The following is a 10883-nucleotide window of genomic DNA, read 5'->3' on the forward strand; positions in this document are numbered from 1 at the left end:
AAATTTAAACCATCGTGATCAAAAGTTGAAAAACGAAATGATTTTAGTTAGCTATGAATAATTCAGGTTATATACTGCAAAGCACTTAAACTAAAGAGAATGACAAAGCTCGTAATGCTAAAGATGATATCGATACAGATACATAAAGATAGTGAATAATAAAACGTGAAGATTTTTGAGTGAGACAGTAAGAATTTGATTTGTTTGAGAATCGAAAGCTCATGATGGTTGTACCATCATGGAATATCGTTTTAATACTTGGATAGTAAAAAAAGTACGATAATTAGGCGAGATGACATTTTAAACATACGCTGTATTTATTACAGGGAACAAACCAAAATCTTACGAAATTAAAGAGCCTCGTGGGTTTATAGATAGAATTAGTAATGAATTACGTTATAAAATTAAAAGAAAGCACTTGATTGTCTATCTAGGCAATGAAGTGCTTTCTTTATGAAGATTTACAAATTAAAATATATATAATCACTTAGGTTCAAATCAACATTTTGCGGACAACCACCGTTTCCAACATAACCAAACAAGCGTACCATAGCGTCAAAACCGTCAAAACCGCGCCCGTATCGTGGGCACAATCCCTACATAAAACGTATACGAGTAGCACCATGCCAAGGTTCATGCCTGAACGAGCCCCAGCCGGTCCAGCGCTTGCCCAGCAGCCGGTAAGGGAAACCTTGCAGAACGTGAAGCAGCAAGCGATGCAGATGATTACGCCTATTTACAACCCAAAAGTCAAGCGATACCAAGACCCAGAGACAGGGAGATTTGTGGGGAACCCGAATGTGGAGCGTGTGGAGAAACCCGTTGGAGTGGAGAAGAAGGGTAAAGAGGTTGAGCTGGTTTGGAATGTTGAGAATGTTCAGGATGTTTCTAAGGGTACGGGTAAGAGAGAGGCTGAAGTTCCAACTGCTTTTAGACAAACTGATTTTGCTAGTTCTTATGAAGCAAGGTATAATCAGACACCATCACCCATTAATTCGAAGGTTGAATTTGAAGGAATCAGAGGAGAATCTTTAAGTACGCTTAAACCACCACCAGACCCTAAATTGAAACGTATATTAGATGAAGCTGGCATTAAAGGTATTCAATATAAAAACGGAGTTCCTGATTTTTCACCAGTATCAAAGGCTCAAATTGAAATTGACTATATGCTTAGAGGAAAAGGAAATTATGGTACAAAGGCTAGGACATACAATTTTGCTCAAGCAGACCAAAAGTTAGCAGATAAGCTAAATGACTCAGTTGAACTAGCTCGCCAATTTGGAATGGAACCTGGTGGGATTACCGCGAAAGACATAGACAAATATCGAACAAAAAATCAATTAACATGGCATGAAGTAAATGATGTGAAAATAATGCAACTTGTACCGACAGAGATAAATAAAAGATTTGGGCATCTTGGTGGAGTAGGTGAGATAAACGCAGGGGCGTTTGAGCCAGGAGGATTTGCTAAAAAATAAAAAGGAGAAGTAAGATGAAAATAAATGATGCGGTTTTTGGTGAGCTTGAATATGATTTTGTGTGGTCTAAGGATACTAGCATTAAATTTTTGGGAAATGAAGTCGAGATAGCACTAATAGTAAAAGGTGATGAGGATGGTAAGTTTGATGAAGAACAATATGTAGCATATACTTCACTCATGCAAAATTGGGAACAATTACAACAAAGCTTTTTGCAATCAATATTAGACTATTACAAACAAGAGCGTCAGGAACTAGGTTATGATATTGAAGTAAATGAAAACTATCCATTAGTTGAAACAACTAATGAAATATTAGAAATGATAAGTTTAGATGGGATTGTTGTTCCCTATGCAGGTATTTTTGACGGTCGGGATATTGGAATTACATTTAATTGTACATGGGATACAGAAAATGGGCTAGGGATTCGTTTGCTAAATGAAAAAGTAACTGAAGTAGGTTATCAAGACGTTGCAATTTAAAATAGGCTGTTAAAAAGTACATACTTCATGATGGTTGTACCATCATAGACTGTTATGTGCAATGATAGAATAGAAAACGAGGTACGAGCTTAGGCGAGATGACATTTTACTGGGCGATGATGATAAACACATGGAATGTATATTAAACTAACGAACTCGTACAAACTCGTAAGTTTTAACGTAGTAGTTGTCACGACATATAAAAGGTGTCATACTGTTACAATAAAACTTACAAAATTAATGCTACTTAAAGCACTTGATTGTCGACTAAAGGCAATGAGTGCTTTTTTGTGTTTTAACGTGAAAGTTTAAAAGAGGATTATAATTTTATAAGTGTATTAATTGTTAAATTTTATAGATTGTAATGACTATGTACAGTATACGACGATAGTAGAAGAAAAAATAAAGGGTTGTGTTATGTTTTGAAGTCATCGTAAAGTACGTTTTAACGGATGCATGTTACAAACAAGTTATCCGCAAAAAACGGGTAAACGTTACAGGGACTTTAATTGCTGTAACGAGAGGGAGTTTGATATGGAGGAGAAAGTTGTTGGTTATGTACAGTTTCAACAGAAGGACAAGTACGTGAAGGGTACAGCTTGGCGTATCAAGTAGAAGAAATTCAGCGGTACTGTAACGAGAATGAATTACAACTGCTTCACATATACGAAGATAAAGGAATTAGCGGAGCGACAGTAGATGAAAATGGATTAACAGTTGAACGTGAAGGTCTACAAGAGCTATTGTCGGATATGTCATATCATCAAGTGAGCAAAGTTATTGTACTAAATACATCTCGGTTATGGCGCTCTGATATGGCAAAAGTGTTAATACAACGAGAGCTAAAGAAATATGAGGTAGATGTGAAAGCAATTGAACAACCAAATTATAGTATATACACGCATGACCCAAATGACTTTTTAGTAAATGGTATGTTAGATCAATATCAACGTCTTGAAATTGCATTAAAACTAAGTCGAGGCAGAAAGAGTTTATGATTTGGGTAGAACAAAATGTTCCTCAGCACATTAAGCCGTACGTGCGAAGCGAGTATTTAGGTGTGGAATATAACTTGCTGAAAAAAGGCAAGCTTGGCTACAAGAAAATGTCAGAGTTAGGGTACCGTGAATTCGTTTCAGAAACAAAAGAAGGTGAGTAAGATGGAAAATAAGCTCGGGGAATTAATTATGCTGGTGGGTCTTCCTGGAAGTGGGAAATCCACATTAGCTGAAGAACTAAGGGCCACTAAAAAATATATTCACTTATCTTCTGATAACATCAGACAAGAGCTGACGGGCAATGTGAATAATCAAGACGAAAATAGAAGGATATTTGAAGTGATGAAGGAGCGAGCCATGGAGCTCTTAAAAAGCGGTCAGCATGTGATATATGATGCGACAAACGTTCATCGCAAACGGAGAAAGCATTTGATTACTCAAGTGTTCAAAGCAAGTAAAAAAAAAGCGTACTATTTAAATGAACATATTGACGGAGTGAAATCACGCAATCAACAACGTTCGAGAGTGGTGAAAGAGGAATCTATTAACAGGATGTATAAAAGTATTCATATTCCTGTTGAAAACGAAGGTTGGGACGAAGTGGTCTATGTTTCAGCTAAGGAGCGTCAACTTATTGAACATAAAGAAGCTTGTGAAAAGCTTTTTATCCAGCACTTGCCCCATGATGAGTTATTTTCAGAACTAGCGCGCTATATACCAGACTTTAACGCGGTTATTGACTTACCGCAAGACTCAAAGTATCACAGTTTCTCTGTTAGTCGACATACGTATTATGCTTATCAGTATATACAAGAGCACTATTCAGGCCCTAACAAGCTGGTTCTTTTGTGGGCAGCCCTGTTTCATGATCTCGGAAAAGGGACGTGTAAGTCGTTTGTGAACTACAAAGGGGAAGAAACAAAATATGCGAGCTTTATCGGTCATGACTATGTTTCTTCCCAGCTAGCAGCCTATTGGCTAACAGTGCTTGGGTATGAAGACGAGCTCGTTAAGCATGTGTCTGCACTCACTCAGTTTCATATGTATCCGATGGATATAGGCGATAAGAAGCTAAAGGAATTGAATGAGCTCCTTGGAGCGGAGCTTTTTCATCAGCTCATGATTTTGCATGAGGCAGATATACAGGCTAAATAGAAATAAGCAGCGAGGCAGAAGCCAGCTGCTTATTTCTATTAACCTTTAATCCTATCAAACGGTGTTTCTTTACCATTTATAAAGACTTTAAGCGTATGATTAGGCGAATCTAAGCTAAGTTTATAGATAAACGGCTTTTTTGTTTTGCTTTCTGATTCTGACTCATCCAGCTCAATGGTAATTACGTCATCTTTCTGTTTAAGGTCTGCTGATACTCGTTTAGATGTTTGATAAACAAGATACGTTTGATTGTCGCCGTCTTGAATGAGCTGAAGATCATATGCAGCCTTTGCTTCTTTTTCAATAGACTTTGGAGCGCCTTTCACTTCACTTATGCTTACTGTAGAGCTGTTGCAAGCTGAGAGTATAATGGCAGTAAGCAACCCGAGCATCATGTTTTTTCTCAACAACGCACCTTCTTTTTATCTTTATTTTCCAATTATTATAAGGGAAGGGTGAGTAGTTGTAAATATTTTCTTTTTATAGACGAACTTCATAGCGCTCTTTGCGCTTTAAACTTGGAAAAGCAATGCCAACTAAAATAAGAATAACGCCCATCCATTGAATAGAAGCAACCGATTCATGTAACACAAAAGTGGACATAAACACAGCGGTTGGCAGTTCTGAAGCACTTAAAATAGCACCAAGATTTCCGCCGACTTTTGGCATGCCGGTATTAAACAGAATCGGAGGAAGCAATGACCCGAATAACCCCATTAATAGCCCATACATCCATAAATGTGTAGATACGAGTTCTTCCACCATAAACGTCGGTGGCATAACAATAAAGATAAGAAGCGCAGCACCGGTTGTCATGATGGCACTTTTGCGGATTGGGTGAATCGAAATAGACGTGCGTCCGCTAAAAAAGATAAAAAATGAAAACGATACGGCAGCAAGCAGACCAAAGAGTATTCCTAGACCTGAAAAAGCAATCGTACTTTCAGCAACGCCGGATGCTAAGAGTGAGCCTATCATAATAATAGCCGCTGCCACTAGCTGCTTAGAAGTAGGTGCTTTCTTGTCAAACACGTATTGTAAAATCATGCTGATCCATGTGAACTGTAGTAAAAGAATAATGGCAAACGACGCGTTGATGTAGCTAAGCGCGTAGTTATAAAAAATCCCTGTTAGTCCCATTGGCGTCCCGCTGAGCAGTAAAACAGCCCAATTTTTTTTCCGAAGAGGACTTTTGGGCACAAAGCTAGCCAGTATCCAAAGCAGAAGTGCACCTAGTAGATACTGACTTCCTGTTAAAGCATTCACACCAAACCCCGCAGCGTATCCAAGCTTCACAAAAGTTGAGACAACACCATACGAGCACCCACCTAAAAAGACAAGGAGAGCATAAAACCATAAATTCATAAAAATCCTCCTTTAAACAATACAAAAGCCACCCATCTTCGAGGAGATGGGTGGCGAAAAATAGCAGTAAAAAATCCACCTGCTGCAGGAATTGCAGCTTTTAAGGTATGTAACTAGCTTTATTATAAAATGATATCATGCAGCTATCAATAGAAATTCGATTAAGAGGTTTATATAAATATATCTCTTGCATTCCACAAAAAAACCATAGTATAGTATAATTTAAATCGTGATCGTTACTATTTAAATTAATGAGGAGGTATTTGATATGAAAAAAATACCGGTAACAGTACTAAGTGGTTATTTAGGATCGGGGAAAACCACGTTATTAAATCACGTGCCCCAGAATCGTGATGGCCTTCGCGTAGCGGTGATAGTAAATGATATGAGTGAAGTAAATATAGCGCAGAGTTGGTGAAGGAAGGTGGAGATTTATCGAGGACAGAGGAAAAGCTCGTTGAAATGTCAAACGGCTGCATTTGCTGCACGCTTCGAGAAGATCTGTTAGTTGAGGTTGAAAAGCTTGCTCAAAGAGGAAACATTGACTACATATTAATTGAATCAACAGGAATTAGTGAGCCGGTTCCAGTTGCTCAAACATTTTCGTATATAGATGAAGAGCTAGGCATTGATTTAACACAATTTTGTACATTAAACACGATGGTAACGGTTGTAGATGCCAATCGCTTTTGGCATGACTTTCAATCTGGAGATTCATTGTTAGACCGTAAAGAAGCGCTCGGTGAAGAGGATGCGCGTGAGATTGCAGATTTATTAATTGATCAAAATGTCACAAGCGGGTCCATCTGTTAGTATTGAACCCGTTTCATATTGGGTAGCGTCGCTTCCAGCCCTTGAACAAGAGCAGATCCAGCCTGCATCCGTTGACTTACGCCTGGGATTTAGCTACTTAAAGGTGAAACAGCATCAAGTTGGACTTATGTCTTTAAATGAAGAAATACAGTATGAGCATTTTGAAAATAGATAGGCTTTAAATTGTTTTTTTATGTTAAAATTAACAATAACAGAAAATCCCAAAAAAAGAGGGTGACACGATGAAGGATAAAAAGAAACAAAAAATAATAATGAGCTTAATCATTGCCATTGTTGCGCTATTAGTTACATCATTCATCTTGTTTTTTAAAGGGTATTATGGGGCATCGCTAGGAGTCGGCGGCGTGTTTTTTGTGTTAGCAACAGCTTTGGGTCAGTGGTCTTCAACTAAAAACGAAGACTATGTGTATAGAAAATCAGGAGGTCCATACTTGTGATAAGGCTGTCGATGCTTATTAGATTAACTAGCGTCATAGATCTACTAGTCAAAGCCAAAAAAACAAACCAATCAAGAGGTTTGTTTTTTTATTTGAGCTCCTTAAGAACAACTTATCCTTTTTTCTTTAGCAAAAACATGATAGGGTATTAAATACTTAGAACTTTTTTAGAGAATGGTTTATTCATTTGATTAGTAACTACTCAAATATAACCTCTTTCTCATGAGGTGAATTTCTGTATCCACTTCAATACTTATATTAGAAATCCTTGATTTTCAGGCTTTGACAGAGGTTTAAATCGTAGGCACATTCATCATTTAAAAAAAATTACTAAATGTGTTGACATTTATACCTATAGGGGTATATTATATGAGTAACGAAACACAGCACTTCAAAAAAGGAGGAACGCTGATGGAATATACGACTCAAATTCAAAATCGTGTTAAGCGTATAGAAGGTCAGCTTCGCGGCGTTTTACGCATGATGGAAGAAGGAAAAGACTGCAAGGAAGTTATAACGCAGCTTTCTGCAGCACGATCAGCAATCGATCGCACAATGGGTCTTGTGGTGAGCACAAACTTAGTAGAATGTGCGCTGGAAGCAGAAAGAAACGGCGAATCTGTGGATGAAATGATTCAAGAAGCCGTTGGATTATTAGTAAAAAGCCGCTAATTTTTTTAATATAAAATATACCCCTATAGGTAAATGAAGGAATGGAAATTGAACGTAACAAAACAATTAGACGCAAAAGGTTTAGCATGTCCAATGCCAATTGTACGAACAAAGAAAGCAATGAACGAATTACAAACGGGTGAAGTACTAGAAGTTATTGCGACTGATAAAGGAGCAAAAAGTGACTTAACAGCATGGGCGAAGTCAATGGGACACACAATCGTTAAAGCAGAAGAAACAGATGACGTACTATCATTTTGGATTCAAAAAGGATAATTTTTTTAGCTAACATTATACCTATACGTGTATAAGTAAAAATAAGGAGGGATTTAACATGGAAAAGAAAAGAACAACAATTGTATTATTCAGCGGTGATTACGATAAAGCCATGGCTGCTTATATTATTGCAAACGGAGCAGCAGCTTACGATCATGAAGTAACCATCTTCCATACGTTCTGGGGATTAAACGCTCTTCGTAAGGAAGCAATGGTGCCAACTAAAAAAGGGTTTATGGAAAAAATGTTTGGTAAAATGATGCCTCGCGGCGCAGATAAAATGGGCCTTTCAAAAATGAATTTTGCAGGAATGGGACCTAAAATGATTAAAAGCGTCATGAAAAAGCACAATGCGGTGCCATTACCAGATTTAATTGAAATGGCAAAAGAGCAAGATGTAAAGCTTGTAGCATGCACAATGACGATGGATTTATTAGGATTACAAAAAGAAGAGTTAATAGATGGAATCGATTATGCTGGTGTAGCTGCTTATTTAGCAGACGCTGAAGAAGGTAACGTAAACTTATTCATTTAATGAGGAGGACTATTCATGAAAGAGATTCTAGCAAAAGATGTTGAAAAGAAATTAAATCAGTTAACGGTACTGGATGTGCGTGAAGTAGCTGAGGTAGCGGAAGGCAAAATTCCTAACGCTCTTCACATTCCGTTAGGGTTAATCGAATTTCGTATGAATGAGCTGGATAAAAACGTTGAGTACACGGTTGTGTGTCGCTCAGGTGGGCGCAGCTCTCAGGCAGTTCGCTTTTTAGAAAATCAAGGATTTAAGGTTCAGAACATGACGGGCGGTATGCTGGCATGGGAAGGGCCAACAGAATAAAAAAAAATTTGCAAGTTAATATACCCTAGGAGGTAATAAGGATGAAAGCCAACGTAATTTTAGATGCAAAGGGCCTAGCGTGCCCAATGCCGATTGTAAAAACAAAAAAAGCAATGAATGATGTAGAAGCAGGACAGGTGCTAGAAGTGCAGGCAACGGATAAAGGTTCAAAAGCGGACTTGCAGGCGTGGGCAGAGCGTACAGGTCACCAGTATTTAGGCGTCATTGAAGAAGGCGACGTGTTAAAGCACTTCTTGCGCAAATCATCTAATGAAGAAGGAATTGAAAAGAAACATCCATACCTTGTTAGCAACGATGAACTAGAAGCAAAATTAGCAGCTAACGAATCGATTCTTGTAGTAGATGTGCGAGAAGAAGCAGAATATGGATTCCGCCATATTCCGAATGCAGTTAATATTCCACTAGGAGACCTAGAGGCGCGTATGAATGAGCTTGATAAAGGTAAAGAGGTATTTGTTGTTTGCCGTACAGGAAGCAGAAGTGATTTAGCAGCTCAAAAGCTGAGTGAAAGCGGATTTACAAGCGTAAAAAATGTTGTACCTGGTATGAGTGAATGGTCAGGAGAAACGAAATCATTAGCATAAATTTTTTTATCAAAATAAATACCCTAGGAGGTAATTTAGGTGACAGTAAATCAAATGAGTGCTGCTGAGGTAGCAAAAAAAGCAATTAACAAAGAGGCTTTATTTATCTTAGATGTTCGTAACGAAGATGCATTCCAAGATTGGAAAATTGAAAGTGAAAACTTTACGTATTTAAATATTCCGTACTTTGACTTATTGGATGGTGTAGAAGGTATTCTAAATCAACTGCCACAAGATAAAGAGATATTAGTTGTCTGTGCAAAAGAAGGCTCATCGATTATGGTAGCAGAAATGCTTTCAGATGAAGGAAAAGACGTATTTTATTTAGCTGGTGGTATGCGCGCTTGGAGTGAGCATTTAGAGCCAGTGAAGTTAGGCGAATTAAAAGACGGCGGAGAGCTATATCAGTTTGTTCGTATCGGTAAAGGTTGTTTATCATACATGGTTGTGTCAAACGGTGAAGCAGCAATTATTGATTCAACACGCATGACGGATACGTATTTACAGTTTGCCGATGAGATAGGAGTGAAAATTACTCACGTATTTGATACGCACCTACACGCAGATCACATTTCAGGTGGACGCATGATTGCGGACAAAACAGGAGCTGCTTATTGGTTGCCGCCAAAAGACGCAACAGAAGTAACTTTTGCATATGAAGCGCTTGAAGACGGTAACGACGTGACAATCGGAAATACAACGATTCACATTCACGCGCTTTATTCACCAGGTCACACGATTGGATCTACATCTTTCATCGTTGATAATCGCTACTTATTATCAGGAGATATTTTATTTATTGATTCAATTGGTCGTCCTGACTTAGCTGGTATGGCTGAAGATTGGGTAGCTGATCTTCGTGAAAGTCTATACACTCGCTATCGTAACCTATCAGATCAATTAATCGTTCTGCCGGCTCATTTTATGATTATGGATGAGCTAAATGAAGATGGAAGCATAGCAAAACCGCTTCATGAGCTATATGCAAACAATCACGGCTTAAACATTGAGGATGAAGAAGAATTCCGTAAGTTAGTAACGGAGAACCTACCTCCTCAGCCCAATGCATATCAAGAAATTCGTCAAACAAATATGGGGAAAATGACGCCAGATGAAGATAAGCAGCGTGAAATGGAAATTGGACCAAACCGCTGTGCAGTTCGATAAAGAGGAGGAGAAATAATGGGAACTTTTGTAGATGCGACAGGATTAGCATGTCCAATGCCAATCGTAAAAACAAAAAAAGCAATGAATGAGCTAAATTCAGGTGAAATTCTAGAAATTCATACAACAGATAAAGGAGCAAAAAGTGACTTAGCTGCTTGGGCAAAATCAATGGGTCATGTGCTTGTTAAACACGAGGAAGAAGGATCTGTCTTCAAATTTTGGATTCAAAAAGCGTAACAAATAGAGGGGAACCACGCACGGTTCCCTTTTCTAATGAAAGGAGTCTATCACATGGATCTCTGGTTTGTAACGGTTATCTTTTTAATTGGGTTTATTGGTTCGTACTTATCTGGAATGCTTGGAATTGGTGGTTCAATTATTAAGTATCCAATGCTTTTATATATTCCTCCGATACTTGGTCTTACAGCTTTTTCAGCACATGAAGTCTCAGGAATTAGCGCTGTCCAAGTGTTCTTTGCGACAATTGGGGGCGTATGGGCGTATCGAAAAGGAGCATTCCTGTTAGAAGGATTTTCGGGGACTTGAACAAAAAAGAGCCCTCTTGGTATGATACGG

15 protein-coding genes and 3 pseudogenes are annotated in these 10883 nt (G+C 38.2%); 16 read left to right on the forward strand and 2 right to left on the reverse strand.

The genetic code is table 11. The annotated features are described in order from the left end of the window. Positions 1 to 854 precede the first annotated feature (854 nt). The 5 genes and pseudogenes from AC1UFB_RS12570 (at position 855) to AC1UFB_RS12590 (ending at position 4113) form a co-directional block, all read left to right on the forward strand. Positions 855 to 1478, forward strand: coding sequence for an HNH endonuclease (locus AC1UFB_RS12570; protein WP_482589365.1), 624 nt, complete (start codon positions 855 to 857; stop codon positions 1476 to 1478). A 14-nt stretch (positions 1479 to 1492) separates the two neighbouring features. Continuing rightward, on the forward strand, positions 1493 to 1960 hold the full coding sequence (locus AC1UFB_RS12575) for a DUF2004 domain-containing protein (RefSeq protein WP_000700048.1): 468 nt from the start codon (positions 1493 to 1495) through the stop codon (positions 1958 to 1960). A 534-nt stretch (positions 1961 to 2494) separates the two neighbouring features. After that, positions 2495 to 2949, forward strand: a pseudogene (locus AC1UFB_RS12580) (recombinase family protein); the annotation flags it as partial. Positions 2950 to 2954: 5 nt separating this feature from the next. Further along, positions 2955 to 3119, forward strand: a complete 165-nt coding sequence (locus tag AC1UFB_RS12585; RefSeq protein WP_175406241.1) for a hypothetical protein — start codon at positions 2955 to 2957, stop codon at positions 3117 to 3119. A gap of 1 nt (position 3120) precedes the next feature. Further along, the gene (locus AC1UFB_RS12590) at positions 3121 to 4113 is read left to right on the forward strand and encodes an AAA family ATPase (RefSeq protein ID WP_328100753.1); all 993 of its coding nucleotides are present in this window, start codon (positions 3121 to 3123) and stop codon (positions 4111 to 4113) included. 38 nt (positions 4114 to 4151) lie between these two features. Here the strand turns inward: AC1UFB_RS12590 and AC1UFB_RS12595 are convergent, their stop codons facing one another. Next, on the reverse strand, positions 4152 to 4520 hold the full coding sequence (locus tag AC1UFB_RS12595; RefSeq protein ID WP_076513629.1) for a hypothetical protein: 369 nt from the start codon (positions 4518 to 4520) through the stop codon (positions 4152 to 4154). A gap of 73 nt (positions 4521 to 4593) precedes the next feature. Then, the gene (locus tag AC1UFB_RS12600) at positions 4594 to 5478 is read right to left on the reverse strand and encodes an EamA family transporter (protein WP_138116956.1); all 885 of its coding nucleotides are present in this window, start codon (positions 5476 to 5478) and stop codon (positions 4594 to 4596) included. Between the two features lie 268 nt (positions 5479 to 5746). Between AC1UFB_RS12600 and AC1UFB_RS12605 the strand changes: the two are divergent. The 11 genes and pseudogenes from AC1UFB_RS12605 to AC1UFB_RS12655 all read left to right on the forward strand — a co-directional run. Next, positions 5747 to 6264: pseudogene (locus AC1UFB_RS12605) on the forward strand (GTP-binding protein); the annotation flags it as partial. Continuing rightward, positions 6257 to 6466: a hypothetical protein gene (locus AC1UFB_RS12610; protein ID WP_225001820.1), complete on the forward strand. Its 210-nt coding sequence runs from the start codon at positions 6257 to 6259 to the stop codon at positions 6464 to 6466. The pseudogene AC1UFB_RS12605 and the gene AC1UFB_RS12610, both read left to right, overlap by 8 nt. Before the next feature lie 67 nt (positions 6467 to 6533). Then, positions 6534 to 6749: a hypothetical protein gene (locus tag AC1UFB_RS12615; protein ID WP_025907967.1), complete on the forward strand. Its 216-nt coding sequence runs from the start codon at positions 6534 to 6536 to the stop codon at positions 6747 to 6749. A gap of 411 nt (positions 6750 to 7160) precedes the next feature. Next, positions 7161 to 7421 carry a metal-sensitive transcriptional regulator gene (locus AC1UFB_RS12620; protein WP_025907966.1) on the forward strand — a complete coding sequence of 87 codons (261 nt, stop codon included), beginning with the start codon at positions 7161 to 7163 and terminating at the stop codon, positions 7419 to 7421. A gap of 48 nt (positions 7422 to 7469) precedes the next feature. Next, on the forward strand, positions 7470 to 7697 hold the full coding sequence (locus AC1UFB_RS12625; RefSeq protein WP_025907965.1) for a sulfurtransferase TusA family protein: 228 nt from the start codon (positions 7470 to 7472) through the stop codon (positions 7695 to 7697). A 58-nt stretch (positions 7698 to 7755) separates the two neighbouring features. Further along, positions 7756 to 8232: a DsrE/DsrF/DrsH-like family protein gene (locus AC1UFB_RS12630; RefSeq protein ID WP_025907964.1), complete on the forward strand. Its 477-nt coding sequence runs from the start codon at positions 7756 to 7758 to the stop codon at positions 8230 to 8232. Between the two features lie 15 nt (positions 8233 to 8247). Beyond that, on the forward strand, positions 8248 to 8535 hold the full coding sequence (locus AC1UFB_RS12635) for a rhodanese-like domain-containing protein (protein ID WP_025907963.1): 288 nt from the start codon (positions 8248 to 8250) through the stop codon (positions 8533 to 8535). Between the two features lie 41 nt (positions 8536 to 8576). Then, positions 8577 to 9140, forward strand: a complete 564-nt coding sequence (locus AC1UFB_RS12640) for a sulfurtransferase TusA family protein (protein ID WP_025907962.1) — start codon at positions 8577 to 8579, stop codon at positions 9138 to 9140. Positions 9141 to 9194: 54 nt separating this feature from the next. Continuing rightward, entirely contained in the window at positions 9195 to 10307 is a 1113-nt protein-coding gene (locus tag AC1UFB_RS12645; protein WP_412760526.1) for an MBL fold metallo-hydrolase, read from the forward strand. A 15-nt stretch (positions 10308 to 10322) separates the two neighbouring features. Further along, positions 10323 to 10544 carry a sulfurtransferase TusA family protein gene (locus AC1UFB_RS12650; protein ID WP_025907960.1) on the forward strand — a complete coding sequence of 74 codons (222 nt, stop codon included), beginning with the start codon at positions 10323 to 10325 and terminating at the stop codon, positions 10542 to 10544. A gap of 54 nt (positions 10545 to 10598) precedes the next feature. Beyond that, positions 10599 to 10829 (forward strand): annotated as a pseudogene (locus AC1UFB_RS12655) (TSUP family transporter); the annotation flags it as partial. Positions 10830 to 10883 lie beyond the last annotated feature (54 nt).

The organism is Priestia sp. KCTC 13724, assembly GCF_056820425.1.

Coding starts and splice junctions, on each gene's coding strand:
- AC1UFB_RS12575 (WP_000700048.1), top strand. CDS start 1,493: ATGAAAATAAATGATGCGGTTTTTGGTGAGCTTGAATATGATTTTGTG.
- AC1UFB_RS12600 (WP_138116956.1), bottom strand. CDS start 5,478: ATGAATTTATGGTTTTATGCTCTCCTTGTCTTTTTAGGTGGGTGCTCG.
- AC1UFB_RS12615 (WP_025907967.1), top strand. CDS start 6,534: ATGAAGGATAAAAAGAAACAAAAAATAATAATGAGCTTAATCATTGCC.
- AC1UFB_RS12630 (WP_025907964.1), top strand. CDS start 7,756: ATGGAAAAGAAAAGAACAACAATTGTATTATTCAGCGGTGATTACGAT.
- AC1UFB_RS12585 (WP_175406241.1), top strand. CDS start 2,955: ATGATTTGGGTAGAACAAAATGTTCCTCAGCACATTAAGCCGTACGTG.
- AC1UFB_RS12650 (WP_025907960.1), top strand. CDS start 10,323: ATGGGAACTTTTGTAGATGCGACAGGATTAGCATGTCCAATGCCAATC.
- AC1UFB_RS12620 (WP_025907966.1), top strand. CDS start 7,161: ATGGAATATACGACTCAAATTCAAAATCGTGTTAAGCGTATAGAAGGT.
- AC1UFB_RS12645 (WP_412760526.1), top strand. CDS start 9,195: ATGAGTGCTGCTGAGGTAGCAAAAAAAGCAATTAACAAAGAGGCTTTA.
- AC1UFB_RS12635 (WP_025907963.1), top strand. CDS start 8,248: ATGAAAGAGATTCTAGCAAAAGATGTTGAAAAGAAATTAAATCAGTTA.
- AC1UFB_RS12590 (WP_328100753.1), top strand. CDS start 3,121: ATGGAAAATAAGCTCGGGGAATTAATTATGCTGGTGGGTCTTCCTGGA.
- AC1UFB_RS12640 (WP_025907962.1), top strand. CDS start 8,577: ATGAAAGCCAACGTAATTTTAGATGCAAAGGGCCTAGCGTGCCCAATG.